The 22,336-nt window shown below is 66.4% G+C and carries 18 protein-coding genes; 13 read left to right on the forward strand and 5 right to left on the reverse strand.

Annotation, left to right across the window (positions count from 1 at the left end; translation table 11 throughout):
- Positions 1–24: 24 nt before the first annotated feature.
- The 6 genes from NS6_RS11500 to NS6_RS11525 all read left to right on the forward strand — a co-directional run bounded on the left by NS6_RS11500 (position 25) and on the right by NS6_RS11525 (position 6,596).
- Entirely contained in the window at positions 25–828 is an 804-nt protein-coding gene (locus tag NS6_RS11500; RefSeq protein WP_245669252.1) for an SDR family oxidoreductase, read from the forward strand.
- Positions 828–1,427 carry a TetR/AcrR family transcriptional regulator gene (locus NS6_RS35180; protein ID WP_068040399.1) on the forward strand — a complete coding sequence of 200 codons (600 nt, stop codon included), beginning with the start codon at positions 828–830 and terminating at the stop codon, positions 1,425–1,427. Before NS6_RS11500 ends, NS6_RS35180 begins: the two co-directional genes overlap by 1 nt.
- 115 nt (positions 1,428–1,542) lie before the next feature.
- Positions 1,543–3,192, forward strand: a complete 1,650-nt coding sequence (locus NS6_RS34645; protein ID WP_068040401.1) for a thiamine pyrophosphate-binding protein — start codon at positions 1,543–1,545, stop codon at positions 3,190–3,192.
- 104 nt (positions 3,193–3,296) lie between these two features.
- Complete coding sequence (locus NS6_RS11515; protein ID WP_068040402.1) at positions 3,297–4,265, forward strand: alpha/beta hydrolase; 969 nt, start codon at positions 3,297–3,299, stop codon at positions 4,263–4,265.
- Entirely contained in the window at positions 4,262–5,875 is a 1,614-nt protein-coding gene (locus NS6_RS11520) for a flavin-containing monooxygenase (RefSeq protein WP_068040404.1), read from the forward strand. Before NS6_RS11515 ends, NS6_RS11520 begins: the two co-directional genes overlap by 4 nt.
- Before the next feature lie 97 nt (positions 5,876–5,972).
- The gene (locus tag NS6_RS11525) at positions 5,973–6,596 is read left to right on the forward strand and encodes a TetR/AcrR family transcriptional regulator (protein WP_157112698.1); all 624 of its coding nucleotides are present in this window, start codon (positions 5,973–5,975) and stop codon (positions 6,594–6,596) included.
- Here NS6_RS11525 and NS6_RS11530 read toward each other — a convergent pair.
- Complete coding sequence (locus NS6_RS11530; RefSeq protein WP_068040408.1) at positions 6,541–7,752, reverse strand: alpha-hydroxy acid oxidase; 1,212 nt, start codon at positions 7,750–7,752, stop codon at positions 6,541–6,543. The genes NS6_RS11525 and NS6_RS11530 overlap by 56 nt on opposite strands.
- A 129-nt stretch (positions 7,753–7,881) precedes the next feature.
- A complete protein-coding gene (locus NS6_RS11535) occupies positions 7,882–8,193 on the reverse strand; it encodes a ferredoxin (protein ID WP_174552582.1) in 312 nt (103 codons plus the stop codon).
- A 223-nt stretch (positions 8,194–8,416) separates the two neighbouring features.
- Between NS6_RS11535 and cysC the strand changes: the two genes are divergently transcribed.
- Both cysC and NS6_RS11545 read left to right on the forward strand, forming a co-directional pair.
- Positions 8,417–9,649, forward strand: coding sequence for an adenylyl-sulfate kinase (gene cysC / locus NS6_RS11540; protein WP_157112699.1), 1,233 nt, complete (start codon positions 8,417–8,419; stop codon positions 9,647–9,649).
- A gap of 212 nt (positions 9,650–9,861) precedes the next feature.
- Positions 9,862–10,650, forward strand: coding sequence for a 3'(2'),5'-bisphosphate nucleotidase CysQ (locus tag NS6_RS11545; RefSeq protein ID WP_068040644.1), 789 nt, complete (start codon positions 9,862–9,864; stop codon positions 10,648–10,650).
- Between the two features lie 66 nt (positions 10,651–10,716).
- Here the strand turns inward: NS6_RS11545 and NS6_RS11550 are convergent, their stop codons facing one another.
- Positions 10,717–11,493, reverse strand: a complete 777-nt coding sequence (locus NS6_RS11550) for an SDR family NAD(P)-dependent oxidoreductase (RefSeq protein ID WP_068040412.1) — start codon at positions 11,491–11,493, stop codon at positions 10,717–10,719.
- 553 nt (positions 11,494–12,046) lie between these two features.
- Between NS6_RS11550 and NS6_RS11555 the strand changes: the two genes are divergently transcribed.
- A complete protein-coding gene (locus tag NS6_RS11555; RefSeq protein WP_068040413.1) occupies positions 12,047–13,690 on the forward strand; it encodes a flavin-containing monooxygenase in 1,644 nt (547 codons plus the stop codon).
- 132 nt (positions 13,691–13,822) lie between these two features.
- Here the strand turns inward: NS6_RS11555 and NS6_RS11560 are convergent, their stop codons facing one another.
- Positions 13,823–15,247, reverse strand: coding sequence for a cytochrome P450 family protein (locus NS6_RS11560; protein WP_245669253.1), 1,425 nt, complete (start codon positions 15,245–15,247; stop codon positions 13,823–13,825).
- Between the two features lie 645 nt (positions 15,248–15,892).
- On the opposite strand from NS6_RS11560, the gene NS6_RS11565 reads away from it, so the two are divergent.
- From NS6_RS11565 to NS6_RS11580, 4 genes are all read left to right on the forward strand, one after another.
- A complete protein-coding gene (locus NS6_RS11565; RefSeq protein WP_068040417.1) occupies positions 15,893–18,595 on the forward strand; it encodes an AAA family ATPase in 2,703 nt (900 codons plus the stop codon).
- 252 nt (positions 18,596–18,847) lie between these two features.
- Positions 18,848–19,048, forward strand: coding sequence for a hypothetical protein (locus tag NS6_RS11570; protein ID WP_068040419.1), 201 nt, complete (start codon positions 18,848–18,850; stop codon positions 19,046–19,048).
- A 71-nt stretch (positions 19,049–19,119) separates the two neighbouring features.
- Positions 19,120–20,355, forward strand: coding sequence for an FxsB family cyclophane-forming radical SAM/SPASM peptide maturase (locus NS6_RS11575; RefSeq protein ID WP_068040420.1), 1,236 nt, complete (start codon positions 19,120–19,122; stop codon positions 20,353–20,355).
- Positions 20,352–21,575: an MFS transporter gene (locus NS6_RS11580; RefSeq protein ID WP_068040422.1), complete on the forward strand. Its 1,224-nt coding sequence runs from the start codon at positions 20,352–20,354 to the stop codon at positions 21,573–21,575. The genes NS6_RS11575 and NS6_RS11580 overlap by 4 nt, the downstream gene beginning before the upstream one ends.
- Before the next feature lie 86 nt (positions 21,576–21,661).
- Here the strand turns inward: NS6_RS11580 and NS6_RS11585 are convergent, their stop codons facing one another.
- On the reverse strand, positions 21,662–22,321 hold the full coding sequence (locus tag NS6_RS11585) for a TetR family transcriptional regulator (RefSeq protein WP_068040424.1): 660 nt from the start codon (positions 22,319–22,321) through the stop codon (positions 21,662–21,664).
- Positions 22,322–22,336: the final 15 nt, after the last annotated feature.

The raw sequence follows: 22,336 nt of genomic DNA on the forward strand, positions 1-22,336 counted from the left end.
TCAGGGGTCTGTCGATTCGGATCGATGAGCGGAGATGTCATGTCGCACGATGCGGAGCCGGCAGCCTCGATGCCGGGCCACGGCCTACTGAGCGGATCCTCCGTCCTCGTCACCGGAGCCGCCGGTACCGGAATCGGGATCGCGACCGCCCGACGATGTGCCGAAGAGGGGGCCCGGGTGGCGATCTCCGGACGTCACGAGGGTCGCCTGGCGGCCGCTGCGGACACGATGGAGGCGGCCGTGGGGCAGCGCCCTCTCACTGTGCGCTGCGACGTCACCGTGGAATCGGACGTACGCCGGCTGCTCGACACCGTCGCGGACCGCTTCGACGGACTCGATGTGCTCGTCAACAACGCCGGTGTCGGCGGAGCGGTGCCGGTCGCCCAGATGACCGACGAGCAATGGGACGAGGTCTTCGACAGCACCCTCAAGGGCACTTTCCGATGCACCCGCGCCGCGCTGGCACACATGCTCCCCCGCGGGAAGGGGGTGATTGTCAACAACGCCTCGGTAGTCGGCTGGAAGGCCGCACCGGGCATGGCGCACTACGCGGCGGCGAAGGCCGGCGTGATGGCATTCACCCGGTCCGTGGCGCTCGAGGCGGCTGCCGCCGGTATCCGCGTCAACGCAGTAGCTCCGACGCTGGCAGCCCACGAGGACCTCGGGCGCAAGCTGCCACCGGGGATGATGGAGCAGCTCGGGACCCAGCAGGCTCTCGGCCGGGCTGCAGAACCATGGGAGGTCGCCAATGTGATCGTCTTCCTGGCCAGTGACTACTCGTCGTACATGACCGGTGAGGTCGTGTCCGTGAGCGGACAACACGCCTGATGGGGTATCCGGACCGTCGCCAGGAGATCCTCGACGGAGCTGCCCGGCTGCTCGCCCAGCGCGGAATCACCGGGTGCACGGTCCGCGGCATCGCGGAGGATGTCGGAATCCTCGCCGGCAGCCTCTATTACCACTTCGATTCCAAGGACGCGATCGTCGAAGAGATCGTTGCGGGTTACCTCACCCAGCTCGCGGACAGGTGCGCGGAGGTGGCCACGACCCGCACCGACGGACGCACCAGGTTGCAGGCGTTGGTGGCGGCCTCGCTCGAGGTCTGCCATGCCAATGCGGACGCGAGCGATATCTATCAGGCCAACCGCGGCTACTTCACCCGGGACGAGCGGTTCGCGAAGATCCGTTTACTGGCTGCCCAGGTGCAGCAGTCCTGGAACGACGTCATCGAGGCCGGTATCCGGGAAGGTGCGTTCCGCGGCGATATCGACAAGCGTGTCTTTCATCGTTACCTCAGGGACGCGGTCTTCCTCTCCTCACGCTGGTTCACGCCCACCGCGCAGTACCTCCTGCCCGACCTCGCGGCCGACACTGCGCGGATCTTCCTCGACGGGTTCACACGGGCGCCGGGGGAGCCGGCGCCATGAGCGTTCACGAGATCGCGGTCCCGCTACACGGGATCCGTGCTCGCCGGCAGTGATCGGCGGGCCAGCCTGGACAAGCGCGGCGATCGACGCCGTGGCCGGAAGGGACTGGTGCGCAATGGGTAGGACCGGCAGCGACGCGATTGCGAATGCCCTGGAGGCGCTCGGTGTCACCACAGTCTTCAGTATCCCGAGCGCGCACAACCTGCCGATCTTGCGCGCCATCGAGGCGCGCGCAACGATCCGGATCGTCGGTTGCCGCCACGAGCAGGGCGTCGCGCACGCTGCCGATGCCTATGCCCGTACGACCGGATCGCTCGGGGTGGGTGTCGTCAGTGGCGGTCCGGGCACCGCGAACGCCATGGGCGGGATGTACGAGGCGCACTTCGCCTCGTCGCCGGTACTGCTGATCACCAGCCAGGTCGAGTCGGGACATCTCGGCCGGGGGCGCGGCTACGTGCACGAGGCGGAGAATCAGAGCGCGATGCTCGCCGCCGTCACTCGCGAGGTCGTTACCGAGACTTCGGCGGACGACCTCGCCGACACCGTGGTGCGGTTGGCCGGGCAGGCGCGTAAAGGCCGGCCTCGACCGGTCGCGCTCGAGGTCCCGCTCGACGTCCAGCTCGCGTCGGTGTCCTCCCTCGACTCGAAGGGACTGGGTGTTCGTGCGGGTGTGCCGCTACGGCGAGCCCGGCCACCGGCGGGTCCGCTCGACGAGGCCGCACGGTTGATGGCGACGGCTCGGCGCCCGGTGATCTGGGCCGGCGGTGGCGTGATCCGCTCCGGGGCGACCCGGGAACTACTCGACCTGGCTCGCCGCTGGAACGCGCCGGTGCTGACCAGCCGTGAGGGGCGCGGTGCGATCAGTGAGCTCGATCCGATGAACATCGGCGCATATGCCACTCTGCCTCCAGTCCGTGACTTCCTCGGCGAGTGCGACGTCATGCTGGCTGTCGGCACGCGCTTCCAGATGTATCCGACCGCCCGATGGCAGCTCCCGATCCCCGAAGCGCTTGTGCATCTCGACATCGATCCGACGGTGATAGGCCGCAGCTACCGCGCCGGCGTCGGCCTGGTCGCAGACGCGAAGACCGGTCTGGCCGAGCTTGCCGCAGTGCTCGCCGACGGGTCCGGTGACAGCTGTCGTTCGGCGCATCTCGAGGCCGGGCAACGCGCAGCAGCCGCGGCACGTGAGATCGTCGCGGCCCAGGCCGGACCCGATCATTTGCGGATCAGCCGGGCCGTGGCCAGGCACCGGCCGCCGGACGGTGTGCTGGTCTGCGATGCGACCGTGCCGGCGTACGTCTGGGGCGACCGGCTGGTGCCGATCCACGCGCCGCGCACGTCGATCCGGTCGACGGCCGCCGGGATCGGTCCCGGTATGGCATTGGCACTGGGCGCCGCGGCCGGATCGACCGCTCATACAGTGCTCCTGCAGGGTGACGGCGGCTTCATGCTCGGGCTCGGCGAGCTGGCCAGTGCCGTCCAGGCGAAGTCGAGGATCGTGGTCTGCCTTTTCGACGACGGCGGCTACGGGATGCTGCGAGCGATCGAGTCCGAGAACGGGGGCACCCCCGCAGACTCCTTTGCCCTTGCCACCCCCGATTTCGCTGCGGTCGCGTCCGCGTTCGGTGCGCGGAGTGCGCGGGTCGCCGACCCGGACCAGTTCGAGAAGGCGTTCCGGACCGCGCTCGACCACGACGGTCCGAGCCTGATTCACGTCGATATGAACGCGATGGCTCCGCTCCAGCGCACACTCGGGACCTGATCGGGCCACGTCCCGCTGAGCAGGAGAACCGGTCGCACCGGCTCGGCTGTGCTCGACACTGATTTTTCGATCATCTACAGCCCGTTCACAACCAGGAGTTCGATGTGTGGGACGCCGAAGTCGCCGACCAGCTCGAGGTGCTCGACGTAGGTTTTCCGGAGGTCGAGTCGATGTCAGGAGCCGAGGCGCGCGCGGCCGTGGCCGCGCGCCGGGTTCCCGTCACGAATCCGGATGACGTGGCCGGCGCCGAGGATGTCGATATTCCCGCGCCGCACGGGTCGGTCCGTGCCCGGGTTTACCAACCGCACCGTGCCGGCGGTGTGGCCGGTTCGCGGCCGGTCGTCGTCTTCTTCCACGGCGGCGGATTCGTCTTCTGCGATCTCGAGTCCCATGACGCCTTCTGCCGGGCGATGACCAGGGCGACCGAAGCGATCGTCGTCTCGGTCGACTATCGGCGGGCGCCCGAGCACCGGGCTCCGGCCGCCGCCGAGGATGCGCTGACGGCGACGATGTGGGCGATGGAAAATGCGGCCGATCTCGGCGGTGACCCCAGCCGGGTAGTGACGATGGGAGACAGCGCCGGAGGGAACCTGGCTGCCGTCGTCTGCCTGATGGCGCGCGACGCCGGAGGCCCGCTCCCTGCCGCGCAGGTGTTGATCTACCCGGTGATCGATCCGAGCTGCGACTCCGACAGCGCGCGGGCTTACCGCACCGGCTACTTCAACACCCTTGCCGCGATGAAATGGTATTGGCAGCAGTACCTTCCGGAGGACGGTGTGCTGCCGGTACCCACGGCCCATATCGCGCCACTGACCGCGGCAACCCTGGTGGGGCTTCCGCCGGCGGTAGTCGTGACAGCCGGCCTCGACCCGCTTGCGAGTGAGGGGCGGCACTATGCGCAGGCACTACGAGGTGACGGTGTAGCGGTCCTGCACCGCGAGTACGGCGGGCTGTTCCACGGCTTCCTCACAATCCTTCCACTACGGGCCGCCGAAGCGGCCCGCGAGCTGTTGTGGCATGACCTCGCAGGTCTGCTTCGCTCGACCACCGAGAACCGAGGAGAGATCGCATGACTGCAGCAACCGAACGGGATGTACTCGATGTCCTGGTGATAGGCGCGGGTTTCGCGGGAATGTACGCGGTGCACGCCGCCCGGCAGGCCGGGCTCGAGGTGCTCTGCCTGGAGGCGGGCGCGGGTGTGGGCGGGACCTGGTACTTCAACCGTTATCCCGGCGCACGGTGTGATGTGGAGAGCATCGACTACTCCTATTCCTTCGATGAGGATCTGCAGAACGATTGGGTCTGGAGTGAGCGTTACGCCACCCAGCCCGAGATCCTGGCCTACATCAACCACGTCGCCGAGCGGTTCGACCTGTTGCGCAGCATCCGGCTCGGGACCCGGGTCGCGACCGCAGAATGGGACGAGGCTGCAGCAGTCTGGCGGGTGGCCACCGAAGCCGCGGATGTCCACATTGCGCGTCATGTGATCTGTGCGACGGGGTCGCTGTCGATCCCCAACAAGCCGGCCATCCCGGGGGTGGACGACTTCGAGGGGGAGGTGCTGTTCACAGCCCAATGGCCGGACACGCAACCGTCGTTCGGTGGCAAGCGGGTAGGAGTGGTCGGCACCGGATCCTCCGGCATCCAGTCGATTCCGTTGATCGCACAGGAGGCGGCCGAGTTGACCGTGTTCCAGCGTACTCCGAACTACAGTGTGCCCGCCTTCAATCGGAAGCTGACCGAAGAGGACCAGCGCCGGATCCGGGAGGAATACCCCGAGCGTCGCCGCAAGTCACGGCTGAGTGGGGGCGGTTCGCCGTATGTGGCATACCCGAAGACCGCCGCCGACTGCACCCCCGAGGAACGCGATGCGGCCCTCGAGAACGGTTGGCAGACCGGTGGAGTGCTATTCGGCAAGACCTTCCCGGACCAGTACACCGATATCGCCGCAAACGATTACGCACGCGAGTTCGCCGAGGCCAAGATCGCCTCGATTATCGACGACCCCGAGGTCGCGCGTCATCTGATTCCCCGGAACCAGCCCCTCGGTGCCAAGCGGATCTGTACCGACTCAGGATATTTCGAGACCTTCAACCGCGACAACGTATCGCTGGTCGACCTCAGGGAGGAGCCGATATCGTCGATCGCCACCTGGGGAATCAAAACCGGTTCCGCTTCCTACGAGCTCGATGTCATCGTCTTCGCCACCGGGTTCGACGCCCTGACCGGGGCACTGGCACGTATTGATCTGCGTGGGGTCGGCGGCGTCCGGATCCAGGACGTATGGGCGGACGGGCCGCTCACCTATCTCGGTGTTCAGGTGCCGGGCTTCCCGAATCTCCACCTCGTCAACGGTCCCGGGTCTCCCGGAGTTCTTGCCAACATGGTGATGCACGCGGAGCTCCAGGTCGATTGGATCCTCGGCCTCATCCGTGCCGCCGACGACCGGGGAGCAGACCGGGTGGAACCCCGCACGGATGTGGCGCAGAAGTGGACCGCCGAGGTCGGCGAAGCGGCCGCGGGAACTGTTTTCGTCCGGACCGACTCCTGGTATCTCGGGTCGAACATCGAGGGAAAGCCCCGGCGTTTCATGCTTTACACCCGTGGGCTCGGGACCTACATGAGCATTTGCGAGGAAATCGCTGCCTCCGACTACGAGGGATTCGTTTTCACGAGCCGGTGATCTCCGGGGCCCACTGGCCGAGCAGGTCCGATGGTCGTGCCCACCGCTCGGTACGCTACGACACAGCCGGATCCGCTCGCCAGACAAGGTCTTCAACGTGCCCGACACCGATCGCCGATCTTCGATCATGGAACACGCCGCGGCGTTGTTCGCCGAGAAGGGGATCAACGCCAGCACCGTTCGGGAGATCGCCGGTGCCGCCGGTATTCTCTCGGGCAGCCTGTACCACCATTTCGACTCCAAGGACGCGATAGTCGAGACGATCGTGGCCGAGTACCTGCGGGCCCTCACTCAGCGCTATACCGACGTAGTCCTGGCCCACTCGGACCCGGGGGCGCGGCTGCACGATCTGGTGCTGGTCTCGCTCCAGGTCATGCATGACCATCCGCATGCCAGCGAGATCTACCAGGACAATCGCGACTCCTTCGAGGGCCGGGAACGATTCCGGGCTGTGCGCGAGCTCGCTTCGTCCGTGCACCGCACCTGGGCGGAGGTGATCGACTCCGGTGTCGCGGCAGGTGTCTTCCGGTCCGATGTCAACCCGCGAGTCTTCCACCGTTTCCTCCGCGACGCGGTGTTCCTGGCCGCGCGCTGGCACCTGCCCACCGAGATCTACAGGATCGAGGACCTCGCCGACGACACGGCCCGCATCTTCCTGGACGGGTTCAGCGCCCGGGCGCAACCGGCCGGGCGGCCGCCCGTTGGACGTGGGAACGGTTGAGGTCGGCCACGTCGTCGACGCCCATCAGAGTGAGGGTCCGAACGATCTCCTGACGGAAGATCTCCAGGACATGCTCGACGCCCGCCTGCCCGCGAGCAGCCAGCCCGTAGACGTACGGTCGTCCGATACCGACGGCGGTGGCTCCGAGGGCGAGCGCCTTGACCACGTCGGTGCCCCGGCGCACGCCGCCGTCGAGGAAGACCGGGACACGGCTGCCGACACGGTCGACCACCGCCGGCAGTGCGTCCAGGGCGGCCGGAGCGCCGTCCAGTTGCCGCCCGCCGTGGTTGGAGACCAACACTCCGTCTGCGCCCAGATCGACAGCCCGGCAGGCATCCTCGGCATCGAGGATGCCCTTGATGTACACCGGCCCCGGCCACAGGTCTCGGATTCGGCCGAAGTCGTCCCATACGAGGTCCGGTCGTAACAGGTTCTGCTGGGTCCGGGCCGACGCTACCGCGGCTTTCGTGCCCCGCTCGTCGACCAGCATCCGTGCGGAGATTCGCTGGTGGCGCAGGAAGCCGTAGGCCCAACGCGGGCGGACGGCGGCACTCAGCGCCCGGCCCGGTGTCAGCGTGGGCGGAATCCCCATTCCGTGCTTGCGTTCGCCGATCCGGTTCCCTGCGGTGGGCACGTCCACCGTGACGAACAGTGCCGTGTACCCCGCTGTCCGCGCGCGATCGATGAACTTACCCGAAAGGGGTTCCCCTGTGGTCCGGCTCGTCCACGGGTAGAGCTGGAAGAAGTGGTCGTCCGCGGTTGCCTCGGCCACTTCCTCGACGGTGTAGCTCGATGCGGTGCTGATCACTGCGCGAGTACCGGCCGCCTCGGCTGCGCGTGCAGCCGCCCGCTCGCCCTGCCAGTGGGCCAGCCCGGTCATCCCGGTGGGGGACAAGAACACCGGGAGGGATAGCGCGGTCCCTGCGACGGTGGTGTCCAGTTTCGTGCCGCTGTTGCCGGTGAGGACGCGGGAGCGAAGTGTCCAGCGGTCGAAGGCGGCGCAGTTGTCCGCCATCGTCAGCCCTGTTTCCGCGCCGCCGTCGACGTAGGCCCACACCATTGCGGGCAGAGCGCGCCGTGCGCTCCGGCGGTAATCCGCGATGGTGATCGGACCTTCGCTGCGCGCGGTCAGGGCGAAGCGGAGACCCTCGCTCATGGCGACATCCGGAGGGTGATCTTGTGTATCTGCGTGAATGATCTCGGGGCAGTCAGTGGCTGGGCCCACATCGTGGTCATCGCGCCGCTGCCGAGAAACGGGATCGGCCGGCGCGGGAAAACATGTCGGTCATGGCCGGGTCTGTTCGGTGTCGACGGGAAGCGGGTCTCCGGACTGCACGGTGAGCGTTCCGCTCGCGGCCGCGGCACGTATCGACTCACCCAGGCTCGAGCATCCGGCAAACGTCACGCCGTCCGCTGTGCCACCTGCTTCGCGACGCCGGTGACAGGCCGCGAGTGCCGAGGCGTGCCACTGGATACTGGTCTGTTCCCAGCTGCTCTTGCGGACCTCGACAGTGGCACCGCACGCCGTGCAACCGACCGCCTGCATCGGCCCGTCATCGAGTCGGATATCGGGCCGGATCGCCACGCGCTCGTTCATCGGCACTCCTGAATCGGCCGGGGAGGATGATCCCGGCCAGTCTGGCTGCCGCGATGGCCGGTAGTCCGGCCGTTCTCACTGACTGGAAAGGCTGACCCGACACCGGCCTCAGGAACCTCGGTACTTGCCGGCTCGGTTGCGTCGATGCGCTTTCGGATACGCGCCGGTCCCGTTGGACGGGATCGGCGCGATGAGCAGATGCGCTGCGCCCGACCATGAACACATGTCTCATGACTTGCCTGCCCAGTACTGCCCTGGCGAGCGCACCTTGGCCGACCTGGTGCTGATGGCGGACGGCGTGATAGCGCCGGTGTTCGAACCGCCCGGCGGGTATGTGGTGCTGGACGCCGGTGGGGTCACAGCCACCCAGCTCGAACTCGTCGATCCGGAAGGCGTCCCGGTCGCGCGGGTCGAGATGACGGGAAACGACGGCACACATGTCTGGGGACCGGTTACGCTGCTCGCCCGTCCGGAGCACGGCGCGTTCCGGCACCTGCATCTCGGTCCCGACCGGCTCGACGAGCAGTACCGAGGGTGGCCGACCGTCCCGGTCTCCGGCCCGCTCACCAGTACTGATCTCGCCACGATCCGCGCCCTGAACGGATCCGTCGTGCTGCTGGTCCTCTGCGACCCCGGCGACGTCCGCACCGTGACTACGGTGGGACTGGTCCGGGCCACCCAGGCGGCAGCCGAGCTGCTGGGCAATGCCGTCGTCGTCGCTGTGACCGTCGTTTCGCGCGGCGATCCAGCGGCGGACCGGCTGTTTCGTGAACGGGTGGTCACGGCGTATGCCCCGGGGCAGGTCCATCGAGTCGCGGGGAAAGGCGAACTGCCTCCCGCGATCGCAGAAGTAGTCGAATTCGACCGGCCACCGCCACATCGGCGCGGCCTGGTCCTCTTCCTCACGGGCCTCTCGGGCAGTGGAAAATCGACGCTCGCCCGCGCCCTGCACGACCGTCTTCTCGAACAGGGCCGGCGCACGGTGACCTCGCTCGACGGTGACAGCGTACGGCGCACCCTGTCCGCTGGGCTGACGTTCTCCCGGCGCGACCGCGAGGTCAACATCTCCCGGATCGGCTGGGTGGCGGCAGAGATCAGCCGGCACGGCGGCGTGGCGATCTGCTCGCCGATCGCACCCTTCGAACAGACTCGTCGGCAGGTCCGCGAGATGGTTGCCGAAGCGGGTGGTGCCTTCTTCCTGGTCCACGTCGCCACATCGCTCGAGGAATGCGAGCAGCGCGACCGGAAGGGCCTCTATGCCAAGGCTCGGCGCGGCGAGATCCCCGACTTCACCGGTATCTCCTCACCGTACGAGGAACCGCCGGATCCCGATGTCCGGGTGGATACGGCCGGCCGAACGATCGAAGAGGCTGCGGAAACGGTGCTCGAGGCACTCGAATCGGCGGGATTCCTCGAGCGAGTAACGCCGGCAAGCGCACTCCGGAAGCAGGTATAGACCAGCTTCCGCTGTCCCACTCCGCGGTACGCCGGCCACGACGCAGTGGGGAGTGTGCGGAGATCACAGTGTCCCTGATCCGAGCCGTGGAGGCTTATCGTGTTCCAGCACTGCATATCGTTCGAAAGCCGTACTCCGGGGTGGAGTTCTCCGGGAACCGGGTTGCTCGCCGGTGCAATCTCACCCGGCCGGACACACATCGGGATTGCTCGATGACCGCCCTGCCTGTTTGCCCGGACAGCGTCGCAGGAGGCGACGATACGTTCGCGCGCTGGCTGGCGGAGCGGACCGGTGATCTGCTGTTGCGGGTGCGCGTCACCGGCCTGGAAGGATCCGCCCTCGCGAACGCAGGTGATGCCGCCGCACATGACCTGCTGATCGAGCTGTTTGCGCGGTACCGCCCCCATGACGCAGTGCTCAGCGAGGAGGGGCGCGACGACCGGGCGCGGACAGCGGCGCACCGGGTCTGGATCGTGGATCCGGTCGACGGAACGCGAGAGTTCTCCGAGCCGCCCCGGCAGGACTGGGCGGTCCACGTCGCCCTGTGGGAGGGCGGGAACCTGGTGGCCGGGGCAGTCGCACTGCCGGCTGCCGGAATCACCTACGCGACAGATATTCCGCCGCGAGTCGCCGCCCGCACGCCGGGACCGCTGCGGATAGCGGTCAGCCGCTCACGCCCGCCCGCGTTCGTAGCCGAACTGGCCGGCGAACTCGGTGCAGAACTCGTGCCCATGGGTTCCGCTGGTGTCAAGGCGATCTCGGTCGTCCGCAATCTGACGGACGCCTACGTTCACGCGGGTGGCCAGTACGAGTGGGACTCGGCCGCACCCGTCGCCGTGGCGCGTGCCGCAGGGCTGCACACCAGCCGTGCCGACGGTTCGCCGCTGCGCTACAACCAGGCCGATGTGTTGTTGCCCGACCTGCTGGTCTGCCGGCCCGAAGTCGCGCAACAAATCTCCTCGTTCATCCGTTCGCGCAAAGACCCGATGCCCGCAGACTGAAGGTTCCGGGAGTCGGTGCGGGCCCGCCGCCCTTCGGCAGCATGTGCTGCCGAAGGGCGGCCGTGCTCATACGTGAGGGATCGCCAGCAACCCGGCCGTTCCCCCGTCGACCGGTACGGTTACCCCGTTCACGTAGGCCGAATAGTCACTGGCGAGGAAGCACGCAACCCTGGCAATGTCCTCCGCGGCGCCGAGGCGACCCGACGGTATCTGCTCGAAGTAGTCGCGGTCCGATCCGGGCAGTGTGTCGAGCCAGCCCCGGAATCCCGCAGTGTCCATCGACCCGGGGGAGATGACGTTGGCGCGGATGCCGAGACCGCCGTACTCCGCGGCGATACTGCGAGTCAGCGCGATCATCCCGGCCTTCGCGGCGCCGTACACGGCGAGACCTCGAACGGCACCGAGCCCGGCGCCGGACGTGGTCGAGACGATGGTGCCCCCGCCCTGATCGATCATGACCGGCAATGCTGCGCGGACACCGTAGAACATCGAACCGAGGTTGAGATCGACGATATGCCGGTAACTCTCGACGGACACCTCGTGCAGCGGGCCTACGCGGGATCCGCCGGCATGGTTGAAAAGGATATCGAGCCTGCCATAGGTCTCCTCGGCCGCGCGGACGAGGGCGCCGACCTGCTCCGCGGAGGTGACGTCGCACGGCATCGCGAGAGCCCGCCCACCGGCTGCCGCGATCTCGCCCGCCACACCGGACACCGAATCGCCGTCCACGTCGCCCAGTACCACGGTGGCGCCGGCTGCCGCGAACTCGAGGGCGCTGGCACGTCCGATTCCATGGCCCGCTGCGGTGATGACGGCAATCTTGTTTTCGAGGGTGATCGACATGGCCGGACTGTAGGGTCGGGCCCCGGGCCCCGCGGAAGGATTCCTGGACAGCGGGACAGCCGGGACCCATACCTCGGATCTCGATCACGCGGCACGTCGGGATCGAGTGACTGTCGGCCGTCACTCAGCAGCCGCGCGGTGCCCTCGCGATGACCTGCGGTGCTGAGCCGGTTTCCGAAACCCGGGCCCTCGGCCGCGACCACGATGGTGACCGTGCCGCCGACCGTCTCGCGTTTATGTTGTCCGGCAAGATAGTTCACGGAGTAGTGTGCGAAACGCGCACGCGCGCAATGATGTCTCGCCGACCGGCAACCACACCGGTCCGGGAAAACTGAAGCTCGGCGAGTCGCCTCCGCGCACCGATGAGCTCGTGACATCAACCGAGCTGGAGCGATTTGAGGGAGGGAACAGAAACTTCTGCGGCGTAGTCGTCGGCAGCGTCCGACCGCATCACGCCCAGTCACCCTCGACCAGGCAGCTGCCGGCTCGCCATGTAGTTGAACCGAACCGCTGTGTCCCGTCCGCAGCGTCTCATCGAAAGGCAGATCCCACGATGACAACGACCTCGCAGCATTCCGGAATCCCGACCGGAAAGGAGGCTCGCGAGATCGACGCAGTCGTCGTCGGAGCCGGCCTCGCCGGCCTCCATATGCTGCACAAATTGCGCGAACTCGGACTCTCGGTGCAGGTGTACGAAGCGGGTGGCGGGCTCGGCGGCACGTGGTACTGGAACCGCTACCCGGGCGCACGCGTCGATGTGAAAAGCATGTACTACAACTACTCCTTCGACCCGGAGCTCGAGCAGGAGTGGGAGTGGACGGAGAAGCTGCCGCCGCAGCCGGAGTTGCTTCGCTACATCAACCACGTCGCGGATCGTTTCGATCTGCGTAAGGACGTGCAGTTGCGGACCCGGGTCACCAGCGCGGTCTACGACGACGCCGCCGCGCGGTGGCGGATCACGACCGATCGTGGCGACGCCGTCTCGGCGCGATTCGCGATCATGGCGACGGGCTGCCTGTCGGCGCCGAAGATGGTGGAAATTCCGGGTATCGAGACGTTCCGGGGCCGCAGCTTCCACACCGGCAACTGGCCCGAGCAGGACGTCGACTTCACCGGTCGGCGGGTTGCGGTGATCGGCACGGGTTCCTCCGGGGTACAGGTGATTCCGCTCGTTGCCGAGGCGGCGGCCGCGCTCACCGTGTTCCAGCGGACCGCGAACTATGTCCTGCCCGCCGGCAATCACGCCATCGATCCCGAATTCCAGCGTGACATCAAGTCGCGCTATCGCGAGGTGCGCAAGGCCAACCGGGAATCGTCGTTCGGTATCGCGCGACCCGTTGCCACCACGGGAGCGCTCGAGGTGAGCGAAGACGAGCGAAATGCTTTCTACCGCTCGGTATGGGAAGACAAGGACAGCGAGCTGGTCAGCATGCTGACCGGATACACGGATACGCTCACCGACGAAGTCGCCAACGAGACCGCCGCCCAATTCATCCGGGATCGTATTGCCGAGATCGTGTCGGATCCGGCCGTCGCCCGGCTACTTCAGCCTTCCGGTTTGTTCGGCGTCAAGCGCCCGGTTCTGGGTACGAACTACTACGAAACCTACAATCGTGACGATGTGCGGCTCGTGGACGCCGCCGCGACCCCACTCACCGCGGTCACCGCGTCCGGCCTCGAGACGACACACGAGAGTTTCGAGTTCGACGACATCATCTACGCCACCGGGTACGACGCGATGACCGGTGCGCTGGCGGCGATCGACATTCGCGGCCGGGGTGGTGCGTCACTGCGGGAGAAGTGGGCCGACGGCCCGGTGACCTACCTCGGTCTCGCCGTGGCGGGGTTTCCGAACCTCTTCACGATCACCGGACCGGGGAGCCCCTCGGTCCTGTCCAACATGGCGGTGTCGATCGAGCAGCATGTGGACTGGATCACGGACGCGATCGAAGTGATGCGGTCCGCGGGCGTCACGACCATGGAGGCCGAGAGCGACGCGGAGCAGGAATGGACGCGGCATGTCGGCGAAGCCGGCGATATGACGCTCTATCCGAAGGTGGACTCCTGGTACGTGGGATCGAATGTGCCGGGCAAGCCGAGGGTGATGTACGCATACATCGGTGGCGTCGGAGCATATCGCGAGAAATGCGACCAGGTCGCCGCCGACGGCTACGACGGTTTCACTTTGACGCAGTGACCGAAAACCGGGGGTGGCGGGCGCCGCACCGCGCCCGCCACCCGGGCGGCTCTCCTGTTTCCGGACCCGCCGAGACCCGTGTCCGTGTCCGGATTCAGTGCTGGTCGAGTGGTTTCGATCGGGTGAGGTCTATCAGACGAGACGCATCGGCGGGCACGCCGGAAACCGAACCGGCAGTGCTGCCAATGCGCGGTGGAACTGTCCCTGCCGCCAAGGTAGTTGCTGCGCAGATATTTGCGGGTGGATCTCCGGCAGGGCGTCGAGCAGCAGGTCGATGCCCTGCGCGGCGATTGTCTGGGCAAGGGTCTGGGCCGGGCAGCCGTGCGGGCCGCCTCCCCAGGCGAGGTGCGACCGGTTGCCCTTGCGGTCACCGCCGACAACGGTGGGGTCGTTGTTGCACGCGGCCAAGCTGACGACCACCGGTTGATCGGCAGGCAGCCACGTATCGCCGACGAGTTGCGGCTGCCTGGGATAGCTCACGCACCAGTTTGCCAGCGGCGGATCCTCGAACAGCACCTCATCGATCGCGTCGCGGGTGGATATGGCGCCGCTGAGGAGTTCACCCCCGTATTGATCGTCGGTCATCAACAGCAGCAACGCATTGAGGATGAGATTGCAGGTCGGCTCCGTACCCATCGAAAACAGGAGAGCGGCCTGATTCACCATTTCCATGGCATCGAGCCCATCCGGGTGCTTCAACAGCTCCGAGGTCAGATCGTCGCCCGGTTCGGCCTGCTTCTGCTGGACAACTCCGATCAGTGCCTCGACGAATCGCTGCTGCCCCTCTTCTGCGCCGACTCCCTCCAGCATCGCCGCCATCCCTTCGTAAGCCGCGGCCGCAGCGTCCTCGGGAAATCCCATGAGTTCACTGAGGACGCGGAAGGTCAACGGATACGCGTAGTCCGTTCGAAGGTCCGCAGTGCCGCGTTCGCAGAAGTTGTTGATCAGCGCGTCGGCGGCGCGAGCGACTGTGTCGTGAACCTTGTGCAGGTCGACGGTGTCCAGCGCCGCGATGATGGTGCGCCGGTAACGCTCGTGTTCCACACCGGCGGTTCGCAGGGCATTCTGGCGATAGCCCAGCATCGGCAACATCGGGGAGTCCGAGGGAGCGTTCTTCTCCCATCGGCGTGGGTCGGCAGGGAAATGGAGCTCGTCGTTGAGGATTTGCATTGCCACCTGGTAGCCGATCACGAGCGTCGCCGGCACACCCGGGCAAAGCTCGACCGGCACCAGCGGGCCGTGACGCCGCATCTCTTCGTAGGTGCGGTGCGGATCGGCCGCGAACGAGGGGGTATCCAGTCGAGCGTGCGGGCCGACAGTCACGGGGGGCTTGTGCGCGATCGAGGATTCCCCCGGCGAACCCGAAGCTGTATCGCTCAACGCGTGGCTCCTCCGCGTGGTGCTGCGGTGTATCCCTTTCGGCCTGGCGAGGGGCTGCCTGCCGTTCGTTGTGTGGGCATGCTGGCATGATACCGGGAGTTGTTTCAGGCCAATAGAATTGGTGAATTCGGCATCGTAATATGTTGCCCATGAATGGCTATCGGTGAGTCCGTGCATCGTGGCGGCGTCGATTCCGTATATCGGCGATCCGGTCGGCGGCCGTCGCTGATGCGGCGCAACAGCATCCTCACCAGTGCGAACACCAGATCGTCGCTGCGTCCAGAAACTGGGCGGCCACCCGGCGCTCGGGCGCGACGCGGCCGCCACGGCCGGATCGATGGCGGCTCCAGCAACCAGCGCAGCCCGTGTGCTCGATCTGTCGACAGCAGTGAACCTCGAGGGCCGTACTGGCATCGGTTCCCGGATGCGGCTCGGCCGCTCGACTATCCGGGTCGGAGTCGTAAGCCCGGCGGCGAGTTCGTGCAGCACGCGGTGCGTTCCGCGCTCGGCACGTGGGCCTCTGTGAGCATCGGCAGCTCCAGGGTTTGACGTTGCAATACCCGCGAAGGTAACTTCCATTACGCACCGGTACGTAATGGAAGGCGTGGTCGGGATGCGTGATGAGTTGGAAGTCCCGCTGACACGGTGTGCGGTGAGCGGTTCGCCCGGGCGGCCGGGGCCGCCCGTAACTTCTTCCTGGCGGCACTCACCGACCGTTGACGATCCGATTCGCACGATATCCCGGCCGGACCGGCTTCTCACCTCGTCCGGCTGCCGCGGCGCGAGCGATGAGCCGTTGATCAGGAAGAATAGGTTGGCCGCGTGCTGCACGGTCGAGATGATGTCATCGAACAGATCACAACACTCATCGACGACAGCCGAGAAGGTCGCGGCAATTCGCTGCTGATCACAGGCGGACCCGGCCAGGGCAAGACCGCACTGCTGGACCATGTGGCCGACACGTTCGGAAAAGACTGGAATCTCCTTCGTTGCTGCGGAACCGAGCGTGAAGCAGGCTTGCGGTACGGCGGACTGCATCAGTTGCTCGCGCCGATACCGGACGCGGCAGGGACAGTGCCGGAACCCACCCGCGCAGCTTCGGCTACGGCGAGTGGCACCGACCCACTCGAGCAGGACGACAACAGCCACCAGGTAGGCCTCGGGCTCCTCGCGCTCTGGTCGAGGCTTTCGACCGAACGCCCGGTGCTCTTGCTGATCGACGACGCTCACTGGTGGGATCAGCCCTCGATCCACGCATTGGCCTTCGCTACCCGGCGGCTGATCGCGCACCGGGTGGCTGTACTCGTGACATCCCGTGCCCGAGGCAACACCCACGGACTTCCCGAGAAGGAGCTGATGCCACTGAGCAGAGACGAATCGAAAGCCTTGCTGGTCGAGCGGATGCCCGGGCTACCGGCCGATACACGTGAACGAGTTCTCGACACCGCGGCAGGCAACCCGTCGGCCCTGCTTCAACTGCCCGGCGCGAACAGCGATTTCCCGACGCTGGGACCGCTGGCGCTGAGCGCCCGCCTGCAATGCGAGTACGAACGCGGCCTCGCCGCCCTACCCGAAGACACCCGGCTCGCCCTGCTGGTAGTAGCCGCCGATTGCAGTGGAAGCCTGACCGTCGCTGTGCAGGTACTCGCCGAACTCGGTTCCACCGCCGCAGCGCTGGATGCCGCGGAACGAGTCGGCGTTGTCAATATTTCGGGACTTTCGATCACTTTCCGGCATCCGCTCGAACGAGCGGCGGCCTATCGGATGGCTCCGTACAGCATGCGGCTGTTCATCCACGCCACCATTGCGGCGAGTATCGACGACCCGGAGTTGCGGGCTTGGCACCTGGCCGCCGCCGCGACAGCGCCCGACGAAACCGCGGCGGCTGCTCTGGACGCGGTCGCCGACAGCGCGCGGCGCAACACCGACTATCGGCGCGCGGCACTCGCCTCCGAACACGCGGGCCGCCTCTCACCCGCCCAGAACGATCGTCACACCCGGCTTCTGACGGCCTTGGAGGCCAATATCGAAGCCGGGCAGACGGCCCGAGCCCTCGGCTTGGCAGCTGAAATTGCGTCACGCGAGGTCGATTTCGCGGTCGGTGCGCGCCTGTCCGCGGCGCGTGGCCGTATTCTCTCCGCTCAGGGTGACCCGCGCGGCGCGTACGACGCATTCACCCACGCCGCACACCTGTACTCCGCGGATCCGGATGCTGCGGCACGAATGCACATCTACGCGGCGGGAGCTGTGTGGCCGGACCCGGACCCGTCCAGGATGCTCAGCACTCGGGCCGCACTGCACACCCTTGCCCTCGGTACCGAACGCGACGGATACCTGGCTGTGCTGGACGGCCAGATCGCTCTGCACGGTGGTGATGGGGACCGAGCGCAGGCGGTTCGAACCGTCCGCAGCGGCGTCCGGTTCGGCCGGGCTCGGTTTGCCGAGGACCATTCGATCCGGTTCGTTCTCGCCGTGCAGGCGATGAGCGCGGGCGAGGTCGATGATGCGCGCACCTATTTGGTCGAACTGAACACGAAGTGCCGCGAACACGGAATGGCGGGGCGTCTTCCCCTCGTCGGTATCGCACTCGGCACCGCCGAAACACTGCTCGGCCACTTCCAGAAGGCCGAAGCGGCCTTTTCCGAGAGTCTGCGGACGGCACAGGAAATCGGCCAGCCCGACCGCGCCGGTCGCGCCGGTGCCGGCCTGGCTGTCCTCGCCGCCGTGCGCGGGGAGCGCGACCGCTGCCGAAAACTGGCCGAGGAGAGCCTTCCCGGGGCAGCTTCTCGCTTCGACACGACCAGTTCGGTGAACGCTCGGTGGGCGCTGGGCCTTCTCGACTTGGGTTACGGACGTCACGAGGCGGCGATGGCCCACTTCGAAGCAGCGGCCGACCATCGAGACCGGGCTATCGGCTGCTGGATTCCCCTGATCAGCGATCATATCGAGGCGGCAGCTCGTTGCGACCCGGCGCAGGCTGCCGAACCGATGTCACTTCTAGAAGGCTGGTTCGCCGCCAACTCCGCCCCCTGGATCGAAGCCCAGCTCCTGCGTTGCCGCGGACTGCTCGAGCAGGACGGCGCCGCATTCGCCCAGGCACTGCCCCTGCACGCCGAGGCGCACCGCTGGTTCGACCATGCCCGCACCGGTCTCCTTTACGGCGAATGGCTGCGACGTGAGCGCTGCACGTTGAAGGCGCGCACAGTACTGCATGCGGCAATGCGCACTTTCCAACGTCTCGGTGCCGTATCCTGGGCCGATAGAGCGCGAACGGAACTGCGTGCCGCGGGCGAGGGGACAGGAAGTCACGCGGGCGCCACGTCCGCACAGTTGACTCCGCAAGAACTACAGGTCGTGCGCCTCGCTGCCGGCGGGGCAACCAACCGGCAGATCGCCGCCCGGTTGCAGATCAGCCCCAAGACTGTCTCTCATCACCTCTACCGAGCCTTTCCCAAACTCGGTGTCAGCAATCGACGAGCATTGGCCCGGCTTCCTCTCGGCCTCGACGATCCGTCGAATGTCTGAGGCGGAGCCGGTCAACAGTCCGATACAACCGCTCCGGCGACCGGGTGTATGACCGATACCGCCGCCAGGGGTATCGCCGTAGCGTTATCGGCGGGCGCTACATCGCAGACTCTCGGACACCACAAGGATTCCCGGCCGCGGATGGGCCCCAACCGATTCGGGCAGCCTCACCCATTTCCACGCCGCTCAGTAACAACTGTGCGTTTATGGACCGGCGCGGGCCGTCCAGCAGTTCCCACAGAAAGGCATATTATGCCCCTCCTCACCCTCCCCGTCGGCGCCCCCGTCGGTGCCGGCCTCGCCGAGCTCGGCGGCCAGTGGACCGGATCGACCTCCGTGCCGGATGTCCTACGGGCGCACCTGGCCTCCTCGGATGCACGGAAACGTGGAAACTTCAGCTCCTTCATCGAGAACAAGGGCAACTTCAGCTCGTTCATCGAACCGGGCGCCTGAACCCTGTCCAGCTTGCCCCGGCGCTCGCCCGCGCCGGGGCTCCGGACGCCGGAAACGGCGAGGAAGTCGGTATGAACTCGAGCGTGGAATTCACCCAGGGCCCAGCGGCAGACGAGTGGCCGGCCGGCGAGCGGCATGCGCGAGCGATCCGCGAGGCCCGTCGGCAGAGTCTGCCGTTCACTCAGTTCGTCATGAAGATCCACAGCCGTTGCAATCTCGCCTGTGACTACTGCTACGTCTACGAGATGTCCGATCAGAGCTGGAAAGACCAGCCCAAAACCATGTCGGATCAGATCTTCGACTACGCCTGCCTCATGATCCGCGACCACGCCGCACAATTCGAGGTACCCGAGGTCAGCCTGGTCCTCCACGGCGGCGAACCGCTGCTCGTCGGGCATGCGTCGCTGGAGCATTTCGCGCGACGCGCCCGTGAGATAGTCGAACCGGCCACGCGAATCCGGCTGGGAATGCAGACCAACGGCGTCCTGCTCGACACCGAATTCCTCGATACCTGTTCTCGGCACAACGTGCAGATCGGCGTAAGCCTCGACGGTGACGAGCGCGGCCACGACCGGCACCGGAAGTACCGGCGGGGCGCCGGCAGCTACGCCGATGTCACTGCCGGACTGCAACTCCTGAACCAGCCGGCGTATCGGCACCTGTACTCGGGCCTGCTCTGCACGATCGATATCGCCAATGATCCACTCGACACCTACGCGGCCCTTGTCGACTTCGCACCGCCCGCCCTCGATCTGCTGCTACCGCACGGCAACTGGACCACCCCGCCCCCGGGACGGACTACGGATCAGTCCCGGACACCGTACGCGGATTGGCTCATCGCGATCTTCGATCGATGGTACGGCGCCCCGGTCGCCGAAACCCGCATCAGGCTTTTCGACGAGGTGATCGAGTTGCTGTTCGGCGGCACCGGCGCCTCGGAATCGGTGGGACTCGCGCCGGTCCAGCTTGCGGTGATCGAGACCGATGGCAGCCTGGAACAGGTCGACGCCTTGAAGTCCGCCTTCGCAGGCGCCGCCCGGATCGAGGGCGGAACCCGCGGGAACGCACTGGACCGGGCGGTTCACGAACCCGCGGTGATCGCCCGGCAGATCGGTATCGAGGCACTGGGTGAGGGCTGCCGAGCCTGTCCGATCCACCGCGTCTGCGGCGCCGGACATTACGCACATCGCTACCGTGCCGGAAGCGGGTTCCGGAACCCCTCGGTGTACTGCGCCGACCTCGAAAAGCTGATCAGGCATATCGAATCCCGGATACGGGCCGACCTACAGACCGCGACGGGCCGGTGACCGGTTCCGGTATCTTCGGAAACCGGAATTTCGTACTGCTGTGGTCCGGTAATGCGATATCGCTCATCGGCTTCCACGGGGTCCGCATCGCCTACCCACTACTGGCACTTGCGATAACCGGGTCGGCGGCTCTCGCCGGTTGGGTCGGATTCGCGATCTCACTCCCCGCCCTGATATTCCAGATCCCGGCCGGAATCGCGGCCGACCGGTGGGATCGCCGGACCATCATGATCGCCTGTCAGACAGCTGGACTCGCCGCGGCCTGCTCGGCGTGGCTGGTCATCGTGCTCGATCTGCCCGAGCCGGGCTTGCTACTGATAGCCGCTGCGTTCGTGGAGGGCACCGCCTTCGTCTTCTTCGGAATGAGCGAACTGGCCATGATCCGCGATATCGTCGATATCTCTCAACGGCCGACGGCCTTCTCGCTTTTCGAGGCCGAACAACCGATCGCCCTGGTCATCGGCCGGGCCGTCGGCGCCGCGGCTTACGGTCTCGCCCGATGGGTGCCGTTCGTTGCCGACGCCGTCACCTATCTGGTCTGCCTGTGCACCTTGGCCTCGATCAAGGTTGCCCCGGCGCGGCCGCGCCGCGATCGCGGGTCACCGGAATCCACCCCGGCGACGCTGCGGACCGGGGCTCATCTGGTTTTCAGCGAGCCCTTTCTCCGCAGTTCCACGGTGATCAGCGGATTGTCGAATATCGTCATTCAAGTCGTCATCCTTCTGACCATCGTCGATATCGAACGATCAGAGCAGCCGGTCTGGGTGGCCGGCGTCGTGCTGGGGGCCGCCGGAGTGGGTGGCATCATCGGATCCGCTGTTGCGGCCGGGCTGGCGAGGCGATTCGGCGCGCAGCAGCTGTACCGGTGGTCGCTGTGGTGCTGGTCAGTATTGCTGATCCCCGTCGCGCTGAGCCCACATCCGCTGGTGGTCGGTGCGGCGTGGTTCGGAATCGGCGCGGTCGGTGTCGTGGTGAATATCGCACTGACTTTGTTTCGGGTGGAACGGATTCCCGAAGAAGTATTGGGTCGGGCGGTCGGGATGGTGTCGATGCTGACCGACGGTGCGGTCGCCTTCGGTGCGATGATCGCGGGTTACCTGCTCAGCGTCTTCGACACGTCGGCCACCGGATGGATGATGGTCACAGTTATGTGCGCGCTCGCAGTTGCCGGCAGTACAACAGGAACAGCGCCCGACCGGACGACTGTGAAGTCGCCGTGACGGCGACGCGTCATGCCGTGGCGAAGAAGCGGGTCTCGTCGCTCACCTCGGAATTCGTCGTTCGTCAGCTCGTGTGGTGGTAGCACTCACCTGCCCGTGATCGCATGATGAATGATCTGTGCCATGACCTTCTGTGTTTCTGCGGTGGCGATGCCCTCGGTCTGCATCCCCGTTTGATGTGCTGCGACGTGTGCGAGCATCGACACCAGAACTGCTCCGACGGCTCGCGGCTCCGCCGAGCCGGCTTCACCGCTGTGCGTGCGGTACCTGCCGGCGGCATGGGTGATCTCGTCGGTGACCTCGCTGAGAAACCGGAGTCGCAATTCGTAGAAGCGCCGATCCCCTTCGGCGAGGAAAAGGTCGAGCACGCGCAGTATTGCCATGTGCTCTGCCCAGAACGAGAGGAATTCGGATGCGAGGGCCTCGGAGCCGGTATACGCCGACGGCCCGCTCCAGTCGGTTTCCCGGACGATCTTGGTCATACGCCCCCCCTCGTCGATGACGAGCCTGACCAGTTCCAGTGCGGCCGAGGCTATATCGGGGAAGTACTGATAGAACGTCGCGGTACTCGTCTGCGCCTCGCCGGCGATATCCGCTACCGTGATGTCGTGATATCTGTGCACCTGAAGTAACGCGGATGTCGACTGCAACAGCTTCGTGCGCGTCGCCAGCCCCCGCGCCTGGGGTACACGACCATCGCTGGCCTTGACGTGTTGGATATCGAGGCCAGAGGTGTCCGGCGACATACTGAAATGCTCCCT

Source organism: Nocardia speluncae NBRC 108251 (assembly GCF_001613245.1).
GTDB lineage: Bacteria > Actinomycetota > Actinomycetes > Mycobacteriales > Mycobacteriaceae > Nocardia > Nocardia speluncae.